This is a genomic window from Altererythrobacter sp. KTW20L, from assembly GCF_023501975.1.
Classification (GTDB): domain Bacteria; phylum Pseudomonadota; class Alphaproteobacteria; order Sphingomonadales; family Sphingomonadaceae; genus Alteraurantiacibacter.
In genome coordinates, this window is sequence record NZ_JAMFLH010000018.1 from 1 (window position 1) to 13,681 (window position 13,681).

Genomic DNA, 13,681 nt, shown 5'->3' on the forward strand with positions numbered 1-13,681 from the left:
CTTGTTAATCCTGACATAGTCCGGGAATGTACTATAGATTTGCCCGTCGAGATATCTTTCGACAATCACTTTTTCAACTTGGCTCGCCGGCGCCCCAGACAGCTCCGAAATCTTATCAGATATCTCGTGACAATCAAATTCTGCAGTCACGAAACAGAATGAACCGGGGTCCCTACGAATCGCAGCATAATTACCCTTGGGAAAGTCCGACGTTGGACGAATTTCGCCTTCTCGCGCAGGATTTAGCTTCCAAAGCGGTAGCAAAAGATTGGTTTTACCTGACTCGTTGACGCCGACGAGCGCTGTAACCTGTTCTGCGTCGATCCAACCGCTATCTTCGACTGACCGAAAATTGGTGATCTTGAACTTCTTGAGCCGCATACCGCCTCCACATCATAAGTGAAAGTTAGCATAAGCCTGCGATCAAGCAAATGATCCCCCACAAATGTTGTTGGCTAAAATCATTAACGACGCCGCTTATCCCGCCTTCTCATCCCCACCCCTCAAACCCCTTCCAGATACCCCCCCATCGCCAGCACGCCCGCGTCGGTCAGCTCGATAAAGGTCACTCGCTTGTCGAAGGCCGAGTGGCTCCGCTTGACCAGCTCCAGGTCCTCCAGCAGGCCGATATGGCGCAGCGCGGTGGATGATGGCACGCCGGAGGCGTGGCACAGGCTGGTGGTGGATACCTTGGCCCCGCCGGCGAACTGCTGGAACAGGTCGAGCAGCATGTCCCATGCGGGCTCTCCCAACACGCCATCGGGCAGGTGGGCGCGGCGGCGGGTGCGGCTGGCGGCGATCACCTGGGCCTTCAGCGCCAGGTTCATGGCGTTGCGTTCGATCCGCGACAGCGCGCCGGGCCAGCGGAAGACCGCTTTCACGTTCGACCCGTCCCACCCCTGATCCAGCGAATCCGCCAGCCGCATCAGCGTTCCGGCAAGATCGCGCATGTCCTGCGGCTTCCACTTGCCCGCCAGGTGAGACACAAGCTCTTGACGTTCGACAGCAGTAGTAGCGTTCATCATTCCCCCAGAAAATTCCCGCGCGGCGCGACCGGTTGTTTTTGCCCGAATCTGCGCCAGTCCGGGCTGCTCTGTGCTGCAAAATTCTGCGGCTGTCAAAATTCGCATAGGATAAATACTATGGCTAAATAGGTATAACTGCGTAATATTCCCAAACTGATACAAATGATGTAAATTTCCTACGTTGATGGATCATGTTGTTGGGTAGAAGGTGGCGCGCACATGTCGGGGCTTTCCTACAGGGCCGCATCCGTGCTTCGCCTTGGGGCATGACAGCTCCCAACACCCGCAAGATCCCGCGCCAGGCGACCTCCTATATGACCACGCGCAACGGCGAGCCGCCCGCGCCCGACGATCCCTTGCTGGGGTTCGATCCGGTGCCGCATTCCCGCCCGCGGCGCAATTCGATCACGGCGGAGCGGCAGCGGGCCTTTATCTCCCACCTTGCCGCCACCGGCATCGTCACTGCCGCCGCGCGCCACATCGGCGCGAGCATGGAGGCGCTCTATAAATTGCGCCAGCGGCCCGGGGCCGAGGCGTTCTGCGCAGCGTGGGATGCGGCGGTCGATCGCGGGGTCCAGCGGCTGGAGGATACGGCCCTTGCCCGCGCCATCGCCGGGGAGGAGCGCATGGTCGTCAGTTCCGGGCAGGTGCTGGGCACCGAGGTGCGGCATAACGAGGCGCTGGTGATGTTCTTCCTGCGCAACCGCCGGGCCGATCGCTATGGCGGGCAGGTGCAGGCGGGCCACCCCTTGTACGAGCGCGTGCGGGCCGAGGTGCTGGCCGAGCTGGCCGTCCAGTCCGAGCTCGACCACGAGGAGGTGCTGCGGGGGCTCAACGCCAAATTCGACATGATGCGGGCCCGCGAATCGGCGCTGGCCGGGCTGGAAGCGGACCTGGCGGCGGAGGAAGCGGGCGAGGAAAAATACTAGCGAGGGGAAATTTTGCGGGAACCATGGACCTTTGGCCGTGTTGACTCTCTCTTAACCAGGCGAGGTCGCAATCGCTTAACTTTCTTTTCCCACTGCGGTGCTATAAGCCTCGTAGTGGACGGGGAGGGTCGGCAGAAAAAACATGGTTCCAAGCAAGTCCCCCCTTACAGGCGTATTCGCCTCGCTCACCGCCAAGCAGCGGCAGGTGATGGAACTGTTGTCCGAAGGCCGGACCAGCAAGGAAGTGGCCTGGACGCTCGGTATTTCCGAAAGCGCCGCCATCCAGCGGATCGAAACCGTGCGGGCCAAGGCCGGCGGCCTGCTGCGCAAGGACCTGGCCCGCGAATACCGCCTGTTCATGCAGGCCGGCGGGGCGCGGGAGATCAGCGCAGAGGATCTCGACGGCACCTGTAACGATCTTACAGGCAAGTTTTTTCAGCTACCTCCAAGCGGCGGCGAGGGCCAATCCGGTGGCCGGAACCAAGCCGATGAAGAGCTCGTCCTGGCCGATGCGATCCCTTTCGAGGTCGCAGCGCCCTGGGCCTCCCGCTCCGAACCCGGCGTGGTCCCGGAGGTGCTCGACGGAAAGAGCGCCGCGCTGAGCCGCCTGTTGGCCGCAACCGGAATTGCCGTCGGTTTGCTGGTCGCCTGCCTGGTCCTGCTGGCCGTTGCCAGCGAGATCGGCAGGCTGGTCTAACGATGCGCGGCGCGGTTCAGCCGCACGGGCGCCTCCTCGTTTTTGACCAGGAGGATTGCACCATGTTGACTGTCGAAGCCGCCGGAGCCCGTGTTGCCCGCGATCTTGAAGAAGCCGAGCGTTTCACCAACGAGAGCCTGCGCGCCCTCGCCCGCCTCAACGTCAGCATGATGAATGTGCGGCTGGATACCGACCTGCCGCAGTACCAGGGCCAGACCGCCGTCATCCGCCTGCAGGAAGCGCAGAAGCAGATGGTCGATGCGATGAGCAACCTCACCCGCGTCCACAAGTCACTGCGTGACGATTTCACCAGGATCACCGGCCTGCCCGACACGCCTAAGCGCTGTCCCACCCAGGGCATCTCCGAAACCGCAGTGAAGAACGTCGCCTGACGATGACGGCAGGGCATAGAACTGGCGTGAAGCCGTGATCCATGCCCTGCTGGTCGATTTTCGTCCCTACCTGCAATACCTGATCATCTTCGCGCTTACGGCTTACGCCTTTGCGCGTGGGGCCGGTCCAGAAAAACAGGCAGGAACAATCATGTCGTCCATGGTTGTTCTGTATCTGGCATACCACCTCCTTATCCCCGAGGGCGGTGTGTACGACGAGATCGATCTCGGCCATCTCATGATCGATCTCGTCGTGCTGGTCCTTCTGGGCCGCCTGGCGATCAGGGCCAACCGGATTTATCCACTATGGATGCTCGCCGCGCAGTTGATTTCGACCTTGATGCACCTGGGTCGGGGGCTGGATACGGAAATAACGCCCCTCGCCTATTTCCTGCTTATCCACGCGCCGTCGTATATCCAGGTCGCGGCGCTCGCGCTGGGGCTGGCCGCCCATCGCCGCAGGGTGAGGCGTTTCGGCACCTACCGGTCCTGGAGAACCTCCTGACCCCGCTGCTGGGGCAGCCCGCGGGCGAAATCGCCACCACCCTGCTCGACCGCTTCGGCTCGATCGCCAACATCATGCACGCTTCGCCCGAAGCCCTGCGCGGCGCAATCCGCGACGAGCCCGGTGTGGTCGATGCATTGCTCGCCTGCCAGGCGCTGGCCCGGATCGGCGCGCTGGAACAACTTGCCTCGGCGCCGGTTGATCTGGGCGACACACGACTGCGAAGCTACCTGATCGCCCAGCTCCAGAACCCGTCGGAGGAGCGGCTGCAGGCCATATTCCTGGATGACGGCAACCGCTACATCCGCGACGAGCGGGTAGCGCACGGATCGCGTGACAGCCTGTCTCTGCGCCTGCGATACCTTGTCCACCGCACACTGGACCTGGGCGCGACCGCACTGATCGTGGCGCACAACCACCCTTCGGGCGATGCCACGCCCAGCGCTGCCGACCACGAGGCGACCGACCGCCTGCGCCATCTGACCGCCCAGCTCGATATCCGGCTGGTCGATCACTGCATCGTCGCCAGGGGCAAAGTTTACAGCATGGCGCTGGGCAAGCTGATCTGACTTTTACCGGCGCGCCAGCGCGCCTCCCCGAATTGCCGTCGGCCCAAGCCGAAACCACACCGAACAAAAGGAATGCCCACAATGGCCAAGACCGACAACAGTGCCGTAGCCGATCATGAGCCAGACGAGGCAAAGAACCCGCAGCGCGAGGCTCTTGCCCTGGTCCGCACGCTCGGCTCGCTCGAGGAGGTGCTGAATTCGGGCGTTTCACTCGAAATCAAGGCCGCGTGCATCGAAATGGAAATCGAGGCCCGCCAGCGCCGGCAGCAACGCGAAGGGGATCGCTACGGCCAGGACGACTGAGCCGGGCCCCGCAGATCACGCAACAGCCAGCATCGGGCAAATACAATCTATTACAGACATTATCAACTTCACGACTGGCGCGACGGGATTTTCGGGCTTAGTCAGTGGGCAAAAGCACTGGCACTAGCCAGGAGCTTTGGCACAACCATTGGGAAGGGAGCCCGATATCATGACCCGCAAAGGTCTCGCATCTTCGCTAGCTATCGCCGCGGCCACGCTGGCCATGGCCTTCACCGCCGTCCCCACCGCTGCGCAAAACCGCCCGGCCGACCTAACGGTCCTGCCGCCGGTGCCGACCGACTTCACACCCGACAGGCTGCCCTGGGGCGATTACGATTTCACCGGCACTTTCCCGATCGAGCCGATCAACAACGGCCGCATCCTGTTCCAGCGCCCGGCCGAATACGGCATGCGCTTCTGGGTCAACGACGAGGAATTCAACCGCCGCCTCGAAGCCGCCCGTCGCAACGATGGCAACTTCACCCAGGCCAACGAGAGAGGCGTGGGCACATCTGGCACCTCTGGTCTGGAAAACTGGTTCCTGACCCATGAATTCGCCAAGCGCACATCGATGCTGGTCTCGCCCGCCGATGGCCAGTTGCCCGCGCTCACCCCGCAGGCGATGGAACTGTTCCGCGAAGGCCGTTCGGGCTGGGTGCCTGGCCAGGCCTATGACTGGGTGGACGATTTCGACAGCTGGGATCGTTGCGTTTCGCGCGGCTTCCCCGCCTCGATGTACCCGTTCCGCTACAACAACGGCATCCGCGTGTTCCAGAGCCCCGGCTACATGACTATCGTGCTCGAAATGCTCGGCACCCGGGTGGTCAAGATCTATGACAGCAAGGAAGCCGCCCAGGCCGCAAGGTGGGACGATGCGGTGGAAGCGTGGATGGGCAATTCGCGCGGCTGGTGGGAAGGCAAGACCCTGGTGATCGAGACAACCAACATCGTTTCGGGCGACAGCGCCACGTCCGATGTCTATGCCCGCGCCGCCTCGCCGCTCAACATGGCGACCCAGTTCACCGGCACGCTGGAGGTTCCGGCCTTCAACACCGTGCCGATGAGCTCCGAGGCCATGACCGTGGAACGCCTCACCATGGTTGGCCCAGATGCCATCATGCACGAACTGACCTACTCGGATCCGCAGGTCTATACCGCTCCCTGGACCACCCGCATCCAGTGGACCCGCGAAGACGACTATGAGTTCTTCGAATATGCCTGCCACGAAGGCAACTACATGCCGCGTGACTATATCAGTGCCAGCCGTGCCCAGCAGGCCCGCATCCGCGCAGGCGAGGAAGAGGCCGTGACCGCCGAGAACGACGACCGTTCGCGCTTTGCACAGCCGTTCGATCGCGATCCCGGCGTGGCTCCGCCCCCGCCGCCCGCAGGTGCGCCGCCCGCCGGTCGCAACTGATTGCAGCCTGATCCTTATGCCACGAAGCGAGGGGCTCCGACTGCAAGGTCGGGGCCCCTTTTCCATATGCTTGCTTGGGGACGCGATTTGGGGCAGCATTGGCATTGAGGATCGCGCCCTGGGAGGGGACTGACTTGACTGCTTCTATCAGCGCGGGGCTTAAGCCCGCGCCCGTGATCCTGCGCCTGACCATGGCAGACCTGCGTTACGCGCTCCGCGAGGGGTGGTCCGACTTTCGCACCTGCCCCACGTTCGGCTTGTTCTTCTCCGCCATCTACGTGGTGATCGGCCTGCTGCTCTACGTGGCACTGGTGGAAAACGGCCAATGGGTCTGGCTCGTGCCAGCAGCGGGCTTCCCCCTTCTCGCTCCCTTTTCCGCGGTTGGTCTCTACGAAGTCAGCCGTCAGCTTGAGGCCGGACAGGTTCCCGACTGGCGCAGCGTGTTTGGCGCGGTGCGCGGACGGGGCGACGGGCAGGTGCTGGGGGTGGGGGTGATCGCTTTCGTGATCTTCTGCTTCTGGGTAATCCTGGCCCACGGCATCTTCTACATCTTCCTTGCCCAGGCGGGACTGACCACGGAAAGCATGGCATTCCTGGCCACATGGTCGGGCCTGGCCATGCTGCTGGTCGGCAGCGCCGTGGGGGCGGCGCTGGCCCTGCTGATCTTCTCGCTCACCGTCATCAGCCTGCCGATGCTGGTGGACCGGGACATGGATTGCGTAACCGCGATGATCGCCAGCGTAGCGACGGTGCGGGCCAACCGGTCGCTGATGCTGGGCTGGGCGCTGTTCATTGCCGTGCTGCTGTTTGCCGCCATGGTGCCCGCGCTGCTTGGCCTGCTGGTGGTGCTGCCGCTGCTCGCCCATGCAAGCTGGCACGTCTATCGCCGCGCCGTGGCCTGACGGGCCGGAAGCTTTGGGACCAGAGGACAATGGCGCGGGCCAGGGGCCGGACCTGAGGACAGCCTCCGGTCCAGCCTGGCATGTCAGTTGGCGGGCCTTGTCAATCGGGGGGCCTTGTCAATCGGCGGGGACCACCATCGGCGGCGGGACAATGTCGATCGTGCCCTCTTCGTCCCACGCGTAGGCTTCGCTGACCGGTTGCATGCCTTCGACCAATTCGATCTCGAAGGCACCGCCGCCGCTGATCGAGCTGGCGCGCACGCGCAGCCGTTCCAGCCAGTCACCGTCGCGCGCCAGCGAGGTCAGGTCCAATGCGATGCGGGCGTTGAGGCCTTCACCGCCATCGTCATCCTGCATCATGCCGGCAAAGCCCAGCGGGGTTTCGAAGCCCAGCTCGAGCCATGGGTCGATGGTGCTGGGGAACACCGTGTCGTCGCTGACCGGTGCCGTCATGTTGAATGTCACCTCGCCCGCCCCGCCGCGGATCGCGGCGATCGCTTCGGGGGTGAGCTGGTAAGTGATGGTCGCCGGATCGAGCGCGCCCTCCTCGTAGCCCGCGCCGAGATAGCCCGAGGCCCGGTCAGACAGTCCCAGCACCTGCTGCGGCGACTGGATCTCGTGGTCGCGCGGCGCGCCAACGTGCAGCGTGTAGCGACCCGAGCTATCGCCATAGGGAGATACGGCGATGGTATAGGAGCCGGTTTCGGGCAGCACGAAGCGCAGTAGCGAGTTCAATCCTTCGCCGCCGTCGTCGTCGGTCATCAACGCATCGCCATCCACGTCGCTGCCGCTGTAGAGCGCCAGGGTGGGATCGATCTCATCGTCATCCGCCACCAGCGCCACTTCGAGCAGCTGGCCTGCGGCGCCGCTTACCTCGTAATAGCGGGTCTCGCCCGCCCCTACCCTGCCGCTGACCTGAGTTCCGAAGCCCAGCCGCTCGGTCTGCAACGGGGTCCAGATGGACGGGCGCAGCTGCAGTTCGAACGGGCCGGAGCTTTCCTCGCCCGAGAAGAAGGCGAAGGAGGTGACGCTGATCTCGATCTCGCGGCCTTCCGGCGCGCGAATGGTGGCGCGGCTGGCCAGCCCTTCACCGCCGTCATCGTCCTCGGCCAGCACTTCGCCGGTGCGCCGGTCAGTGATGGTCAGCATGGGGTCGAGCTCGGACCCGTCGGTCGGCACCACGTCCACCCTGAGCGACGTGCCGGGCTGCATGGTATAACGGAATACCGCGGGGACAGAGCCGACCTCGCCGTTGAAGATCATCACGTCGCTGCGCGCATTGTCGAGGTTGCGCACATCCTGCGCGAAAACACCCACGGGCGCCAGCAAAGCGGCGGCACCGGCCAGCAGCAAGGCGCGGCCAAATGGCTTGATCATGAAAATTCCCCCTTCGTACCAGGCCCCGTCAGGCGCTTTGCCACAGGCACCACATCCACCATCCGCGGTCAAAGATTAATCGCTGCTTGGCGCGGGATAACGCGATTGTTCATCAATGCGGCCACTCGTCGTCGAGCAGGCCCCACAGCAAGGTATCGCACCAGCCAATGTGCGTTTCCATCGCCCGGCGCAGGTGTGCCTCACGGGTGAAGCCGAGCGATACGAGCAGGCGGTTCGACGCCACATTGCGCGGATCGGTATCGGCGAAAATCCGGCGATAGCCTTCGCTGCGGAACAGGTGGGTGACCAGCGCCGCCACGCATTCGCGGGCAATCCCCTGTCGGACATGGTCGGGAGTGACCATATAGCCAATCTCCGCCACTCCCGGGCCGTGTTCGGACGCCACCAGCCGCGCGACCGGCGCACCGCCTTCCATCGGAACAGCGATCCACGTCCTCCCGCCCCAGGAGGTTCCGAGCAACCAGGCCCGGAAAACCTCCAGGTCGGTGAACGGCCCGCTGCTCCAGTAGCGCATGACTTGCGGATCGCTGAATGCGGGGAACAGGCCCTCGGCATCGGCATGATCGACCCCGCGCAGCACGAACCGCGGCGTGGCGAGCACGGGCACGGGCACGGGCACGGGCACGGGGGCCAGGCTCATTCGCCGGTCAGGTGGGCCAGCAGCGCCTTGACCTTCTTCTGCCGCCACTGCGGACGCGGGGCGAGGAGCCAGTAGGAAAAGCGGCAGTCTTCCGGCCCGTCCAGCGCCACCAGCCGCCCCTCGGCCAGAGCCTCGGCCACCAGTGGCAGCGGCATGGTGGTGCGGCCAAGACCGGCCAGAGCAGAAGACAGAGCTTGCCCGGCATTGCCCACCTGCAAGGTCGCCTCCACGCCATCAGGCGCAGGGTAGGCTGGCCAGGAAATCCAGCCATCGGGCGCGTCCGGCGCCGCCACGGTCACGCGGCAGCCGGCGGCCAGTTCCACGCCCTCCAGCTCGCCCGGCCCCTCGACCAGCCGGATGGCGAGATCGAGGTTGGCCTCGGTAAAGTCGGCGTCCTCGTCGGCGATCAACTGGTAGCGCACGTCGGGATTGGCGGCGCGGAAGGTGGCGAGGCGCGGGGCCAGCCACTGGGCATAGAATTCGCGCGGCACGGCGATGGTATAGCTGGAGCTCGATTGCCCGGCCTGCATGGCGTGGACCGCTTCCTCGAACTTGAGGAACCCGTCGCGCAGGGGATCGAGGCCGGTGACCGCCTCGTCGGTCAGCTCCAGCCCCTTGGACGTGCGGCGGAACAGGACCACGCCCAGCACGTCTTCCAGCGCGCGGATCTGCTGGCCAACGGCGGCCGGCGTCACCGCCAGCTCGTCTGCCGCACGGGTGAAACTGAGGTGCCGCGCCGCGGCATCGAACACGCGCAGGGCGTTCAGGGGCAAGTGGGTGCGTTTCATCGGAAGCCGCGATGTAGAGCCATGGCGCGCGGGCGGCAAGCACAGGCTCTTGCGGAGTGGGTAAACGAGGGCAAATTCGCTTGACCGATTGCACATGAAACCACAGGACATGGCCCTTCCGGTCGCCCCGTTGGAGTACCTCATGCTGCGCCTGCTTTCCGCCTTCCTGCTGGCAACTATCGCACTCGCCACGCCGCTGCGCGCGCAGTCGATGCTGGAGGGCACTTTCAGCGAAGCCATCCCGACGCTGGAACAGGTCGTGGGCCACCGCCCCGGCGCGCAGATATCCTCGCCCGAGCAGGCCCTCACCTATATGCAGGCGCTGGCAGAAGCCGCGCCAGACCGGGTGCGGCTGGTCGAATATGCCACCAGCTGGGAAGGCCGCCCGCTGGTCTATGCGGTGATTTCCAGCCAGCCCAACATGGCCCGGATCGACGCCGTGCAGGCGGACCTCCAACGCCTCGGCAGTGGCACTTCGCCCGCGCAACTGGCGAACGTGCTGCCCGTTACCTGGCTGGCCTATGGCGTCCACGGGGACGAGATATCCTCGACCGACGCCGCGCTGGCGCTGGCCTATCACCTGCTGGCGAGCGAGGGCGACGCGCTGGTTGACCGCATCCTGACGAACTCGGTGGTCATCATCGACCCCAGCCAGAACCCCGACGGCCGCGCCCGCTTCGTCAATTCTTTCCGCGCGCAGCTTGGCATCCGCCCCTCGGCCGATCGCTATACCGCAGCGGCAGACCAGCCGTGGCCGGGCGGCCGCTTCAACCACTACCTGTTCGACATGAACCGTGATTGGTTCGCCCTGACCCAGCCCGAAACCCGCGGCAAGGTGGCAGCGGTGCAGCAATGGCAGCCGGTCGTACTGGTCGATGTCCACGAGATGGGCGGCGACGAAAGCTATTTCTTCCCGCCCGCCGCCGATCCGTTCAACCCCAACATCACTCAGGGCCAGCGCGACAAGCAGTTCCTGCTGGGCCGCAACATCGCCGGATGGATGGACCGCGCGGGCCAGCCCTATTTCACCCGCGAGGTGTTTGACGCCTTCTACCCCGGTTACGGCGATACCTGGCCCATGCTCAACGGCGCCATCGCCATGACTTTCGAGCAGGGCAGCGCGCGCGGGCTGCTGTGGGAACGGCGCGATGGCACGCTGCTGACCTATGCCGATACGGTGCGCAACCAGTTCATCACCACGCTGGCAACGGCGCAGACCGTGGCGGAAAACGCTGGCCTGTTCCTCAATGACTATGCCGAATACCGCCGCAGCGCCGCTGCCGGGCAAGCCGGGACCGGCACCTATGTGATCGACCTTGGCCAGCGGCGGTGGAATGCCGAACAGCTGGCCCGCCGCCTGGCGCACCAGGGCATTGCCGTGGGTCGCGTAACCGGCCCGGCCAGCGCCTGCGGGCGGCAATATCCCGCCGGCTACCTCAGCGTGTCGCGCAGCCAGCCTGCCGCCCGCCTGATCCGCAGCCTGCTCGATGCGGACACCGCGCTCCCCGCCGATTTCGTCGAGGCGCAGGAAAACCGCCGCAACCGCGACCTCGCGCACGAGCTTTATGACACCACCGCATGGTCGGTGGGCATGATGTCGGGGCTGGACGTGACGCTGTGCAGCGCCGCCGCCTCGGGCACGCTGGTGGGGGCAGACGATCCGCTCACCGCGCAGGTTCAGGAAGCAGGCCAGTTCGGCGTGGCCGTGCCGTGGACCGACAGCGGCCAGGTGCGGCTGGTCGCCCTTGCGCTTGACCGTGGCCTGGTGGGCCGCGCAACCGACGATGGCTTTGCCGTAGAGGGCCGCACTTTCGGGCGCGGCACCGTGGTGTTCACCCGCGCCGACAACCCCGACCGGATTGACGAACTGACCGAGCTTGCCCGCGAGATCGGGGCCGAAACCGCCGCGCTATCCAGCGGCTGGGTCGATGCAGGCCCGAACCTTGGCAGCGACAGCTTTGTGCGGCTGTCCGCGCCGCGCGTGGCCATGCTGTGGGATGACGGGGTCGATCCGCTGTCCGCCGGGGCCTTGCGCTATACTCTTGAACAGCGGCTGGGCGTGCCGGTCGCGCCGATCCGCACCGGCACGGTCAGCCGCGCCGACCTGTCGCGCTATTCCGTGCTGCTGGTGGCCGATGGCCGCTATGCCGGGGCGCTGGGCAATGCAGGGCGCGCCGCGATTGCCACCTTTGCCCGCAATGGCGGCGTGGTGGTGGTGATGGGCGAGGCGCTGACCGACTTCAACGAGGGCGACAATGCCCTGTTCGCCCTGTCACGCGAAACCGTGCTGGGCGGCGATCCCGATGCGGCGGACGATGCCGAGCCGGTCGTCGCCGGGGCCGCCATCACCAGCGAGGCGGAATACCGCGAGGCCATTGCCGATGGCACCCGCCGCCCCGATACCCTGCCCGGCGCCCTGCTCAACACCGCGATCGAGGGCGACAACTTCCTGTCCGCCGGATACGACCGCGCCGCGCCGGTGGTGTTCGCCAGCGGAGACCTCGTCTTCGCCCCCCTCGCCCGCGCCAACGGCACCAACGTCGTCCGCTTCGCCGCCGCCGAGAGCCTGCTCGCCAGCGGCTACCTCTGGGCCGAAAACCGCCAGCAGATGGCCTTCAAGCCCTTCATGGTCGCGCAACCTGCGGGGAGCGGACTGGCCGTGGGCTTTGCCTATGACCCGGCAGTGCGCGGCTATCTCGACGGGCTGGACCTGCTGCTTGCAAACGCGGTGCTGATTGCGCCGGCGCGGGTGCGGTAGGGCGGAGAAAACAACTAACAGGTGAAAGAGGAATGCTAGGTTTCAAAGACCTAATGGCGCTGGTCGGCGAATTTCTATTGCACTGGAGTGCGATGGAACAACAACTGGGCGAGTCCATCAGTCACTCTGAAAGCCAAGAACTCGATCCGCCAAGATCTAGAGGCCCACTCAAAAAAGCATTGGAGCGGTGGCAAGGCCTGGACGTCATCCAAGGCAACAAGAAGCTTGCAAGCGAGGTGATTGACCAGATTGAACAGCTACGGGCCTTAAGAAATCTCATTGTCCATGGTTTAGCAGGCGCAAATTCTAACCCCGACGATGGAGCTGAGCCATACATCAAATGCGTAGAGGGTGGATGGGAGGCTCCGGGTGAAGAGCGAAAAGTAACGGTGTCCGAACTCAAACATTACAGCGAAGCAGTCGATGCGTGTCGTCGTGGAATCAGACACCCAAGCCACTTCAACTACCGGCTTTAGCGCGTCGCCTTCCCACCCTCATTCCGGACATTCCGCCTAACCCGCACACTGCGCAAAAGCAGCCGCCCTCACTCCACCGGGTCGGGCAGTTCCAGCACGAAGTGGGGGATGGCACGGGTGCGGTAGCGGCTGAGGCTGAGGCTGAGGCTTGCGCTGCCAGGAGGGGTGCAGCTCTTCTAGCAACCCAGCCGTTCTGATAGCGAAGCAAGGTCTTCCTCGGTAATGCCTCGTCTTACATCGGGTCCGCGAGATACAAATTCGCACAAGTCCCGACCCCGATCGTCCATCGCAGTTGGATCCGCGCCTCTGTCCAAAAGCCAATTGATTGCGGCAAGTGGGCCGTCTGAATGCTGCGAACGCTTGGCAGTCAGAACAACCGTTTCCTCAGACAAGGGATCCCTGATTTCAAGGTCGCCCCCAAGCTCTTCAACGAGAAGCGCCATACGATCTTCGCGCCAGAACACTGCGGCATCGTGCAGCATTCTCCCGCCAAATGCGTTTGGCCCACCCGATGAACGCACGTACTGGGAGAATAGCGCAAAATCCGAAATCGTCAGGACGTATCCGAGGACTTTCTCGGGTTCGGCACCACTTTCGATGAGGTAGGCAAGCTTGACTGGAGTCAGATTGACCTTCTGCTCGTTTGCCACGGCATACATGAGGAAGGTTGGCATTCCCTCTTCTGGAAGCTGCCAGTCAATGTGTTCACGATCGATCTTGCAAAGGTGAACGTCGGCGTCTGTCGCCTCGATGAAGCAATGCGCGAAACGGTTGATCCGCTCTTCCGTGAAGAAGCGATCAACCTTCTTGGGAAGGGCTTGCAATGCTAGCGGTATCGCCGCGATGCCGATTGCGGCGGCCAACCATAACTTCATGCGCCCC

General features: G+C 64.2%; 16 protein-coding genes. 10 read left to right on the forward strand and 6 right to left on the reverse strand.

What is annotated here, in order from left to right; translation table 11 throughout:
* On the reverse strand, positions 1–381 hold a 381-nt coding region (locus M3P36_RS14555; protein WP_249704430.1), incomplete at its 3' end, for an AAA family ATPase.
* Positions 382–503: 122 nt separating this feature from the next.
* Positions 504–1,025 (reverse strand): helix-turn-helix domain-containing protein, encoded by a 522-nt coding sequence (locus M3P36_RS14560; protein ID WP_249704431.1) that lies wholly within the window; start codon positions 1,023–1,025, stop codon positions 504–506.
* A gap of 266 nt (positions 1,026–1,291) precedes the next feature.
* On the opposite strand from M3P36_RS14560, the gene M3P36_RS14565 reads away from it, so the two are divergent.
* The 8 genes from M3P36_RS14565 to M3P36_RS14600 all read left to right on the forward strand — a co-directional run bounded on the left by M3P36_RS14565 (position 1,292) and on the right by M3P36_RS14600 (position 6,739).
* Positions 1,292–1,954 carry a hypothetical protein gene (locus M3P36_RS14565; RefSeq protein WP_249704432.1) on the forward strand — a complete coding sequence of 221 codons (663 nt, stop codon included), beginning with the start codon at positions 1,292–1,294 and terminating at the stop codon, positions 1,952–1,954.
* Between the two features lie 142 nt (positions 1,955–2,096).
* Entirely contained in the window at positions 2,097–2,651 is a 555-nt protein-coding gene (locus M3P36_RS14570; protein ID WP_249704433.1) for a LuxR C-terminal-related transcriptional regulator, read from the forward strand.
* Between the two features lie 62 nt (positions 2,652–2,713).
* Positions 2,714–3,043: a hypothetical protein gene (locus tag M3P36_RS14575; RefSeq protein WP_249704434.1), complete on the forward strand. Its 330-nt coding sequence runs from the start codon at positions 2,714–2,716 to the stop codon at positions 3,041–3,043.
* A 34-nt stretch (positions 3,044–3,077) separates the two neighbouring features.
* Positions 3,078–3,548, forward strand: coding sequence for a hypothetical protein (locus M3P36_RS14580; RefSeq protein ID WP_249704435.1), 471 nt, complete (start codon positions 3,078–3,080; stop codon positions 3,546–3,548).
* Between the two features lie 74 nt (positions 3,549–3,622).
* Entirely contained in the window at positions 3,623–4,117 is a 495-nt protein-coding gene (locus M3P36_RS14585) for a JAB domain-containing protein (protein WP_249704436.1), read from the forward strand.
* An 81-nt stretch (positions 4,118–4,198) separates the two neighbouring features.
* Positions 4,199–4,420, forward strand: a complete 222-nt coding sequence (locus M3P36_RS14590; protein WP_249704437.1) for a hypothetical protein — start codon at positions 4,199–4,201, stop codon at positions 4,418–4,420.
* A 169-nt stretch (positions 4,421–4,589) separates the two neighbouring features.
* Positions 4,590–5,837 carry a hypothetical protein gene (locus tag M3P36_RS14595; protein WP_249704438.1) on the forward strand — a complete coding sequence of 416 codons (1,248 nt, stop codon included), beginning with the start codon at positions 4,590–4,592 and terminating at the stop codon, positions 5,835–5,837.
* Between the two features lie 134 nt (positions 5,838–5,971).
* Positions 5,972–6,739, forward strand: coding sequence for a DUF2189 domain-containing protein (locus tag M3P36_RS14600; protein ID WP_249704439.1), 768 nt, complete (start codon positions 5,972–5,974; stop codon positions 6,737–6,739).
* A 117-nt stretch (positions 6,740–6,856) separates the two neighbouring features.
* Here M3P36_RS14600 and M3P36_RS14605 read toward each other — a convergent pair whose 3' ends face one another.
* The 3 genes from M3P36_RS14605 to M3P36_RS14615 form a co-directional block, all read right to left on the reverse strand.
* Complete coding sequence (locus tag M3P36_RS14605; RefSeq protein WP_249704440.1) at positions 6,857–8,116, reverse strand: hypothetical protein; 1,260 nt, start codon at positions 8,114–8,116, stop codon at positions 6,857–6,859.
* Positions 8,117–8,228: 112 nt separating this feature from the next.
* Positions 8,229–8,777 (reverse strand): GNAT family N-acetyltransferase, encoded by a 549-nt coding sequence (locus M3P36_RS14610; RefSeq protein WP_249704441.1) that lies wholly within the window; start codon positions 8,775–8,777, stop codon positions 8,229–8,231.
* Positions 8,774–9,565, reverse strand: a complete 792-nt coding sequence (locus M3P36_RS14615; RefSeq protein WP_249704442.1) for a LysR family transcriptional regulator — start codon at positions 9,563–9,565, stop codon at positions 8,774–8,776. The genes M3P36_RS14610 and M3P36_RS14615 overlap by 4 nt, the downstream gene beginning before the upstream one ends.
* 94 nt (positions 9,566–9,659) lie before the next feature.
* On the opposite strand from M3P36_RS14615, the gene M3P36_RS14620 reads away from it, so the two are divergent.
* Together M3P36_RS14620 and M3P36_RS14625 are read left to right on the forward strand one after the other, a co-directional pair.
* Complete coding sequence (locus M3P36_RS14620; RefSeq protein WP_249704443.1) at positions 9,660–12,323, forward strand: M14 family zinc carboxypeptidase; 2,664 nt, start codon at positions 9,660–9,662, stop codon at positions 12,321–12,323.
* A gap of 32 nt (positions 12,324–12,355) precedes the next feature.
* Positions 12,356–12,799 carry a hypothetical protein gene (locus M3P36_RS14625; protein WP_249704444.1) on the forward strand — a complete coding sequence of 148 codons (444 nt, stop codon included), beginning with the start codon at positions 12,356–12,358 and terminating at the stop codon, positions 12,797–12,799.
* Between the two features lie 176 nt (positions 12,800–12,975).
* On the opposite strand, the gene M3P36_RS14630 is transcribed toward M3P36_RS14625, so the two are convergent.
* The gene (locus tag M3P36_RS14630; RefSeq protein WP_249704445.1) at positions 12,976–13,674 is read right to left on the reverse strand and encodes an ankyrin repeat domain-containing protein; all 699 of its coding nucleotides are present in this window, start codon (positions 13,672–13,674) and stop codon (positions 12,976–12,978) included.
* Positions 13,675–13,681: the final 7 nt, after the last annotated feature.

Coding starts and splice junctions, on each gene's coding strand:
- M3P36_RS14560 (WP_249704431.1), bottom strand. CDS start 1,025: ATGATGAACGCTACTACTGCTGTCGAACGTCAAGAGCTTGTGTCTCAC.
- M3P36_RS14565 (WP_249704432.1), top strand. CDS start 1,292: ATGACAGCTCCCAACACCCGCAAGATCCCGCGCCAGGCGACCTCCTAT.
- M3P36_RS14570 (WP_249704433.1), top strand. CDS start 2,097: ATGGTTCCAAGCAAGTCCCCCCTTACAGGCGTATTCGCCTCGCTCACC.
- M3P36_RS14575 (WP_249704434.1), top strand. CDS start 2,714: ATGTTGACTGTCGAAGCCGCCGGAGCCCGTGTTGCCCGCGATCTTGAA.
- M3P36_RS14585 (WP_249704436.1), top strand. CDS start 3,623: ATGCACGCTTCGCCCGAAGCCCTGCGCGGCGCAATCCGCGACGAGCCC.
- M3P36_RS14590 (WP_249704437.1), top strand. CDS start 4,199: ATGGCCAAGACCGACAACAGTGCCGTAGCCGATCATGAGCCAGACGAG.
- M3P36_RS14595 (WP_249704438.1), top strand. CDS start 4,590: ATGACCCGCAAAGGTCTCGCATCTTCGCTAGCTATCGCCGCGGCCACG.
- M3P36_RS14605 (WP_249704440.1), bottom strand. CDS start 8,116: ATGATCAAGCCATTTGGCCGCGCCTTGCTGCTGGCCGGTGCCGCCGCT.
- M3P36_RS14610 (WP_249704441.1), bottom strand. CDS start 8,777: ATGAGCCTGGCCCCCGTGCCCGTGCCCGTGCCCGTGCCCGTGCTCGCC.
- M3P36_RS14615 (WP_249704442.1), bottom strand. CDS start 9,565: ATGAAACGCACCCACTTGCCCCTGAACGCCCTGCGCGTGTTCGATGCC.
- M3P36_RS14620 (WP_249704443.1), top strand. CDS start 9,660: ATGAAACCACAGGACATGGCCCTTCCGGTCGCCCCGTTGGAGTACCTC.
- M3P36_RS14625 (WP_249704444.1), top strand. CDS start 12,356: ATGCTAGGTTTCAAAGACCTAATGGCGCTGGTCGGCGAATTTCTATTG.
- M3P36_RS14630 (WP_249704445.1), bottom strand. CDS start 13,674: ATGAAGTTATGGTTGGCCGCCGCAATCGGCATCGCGGCGATACCGCTA.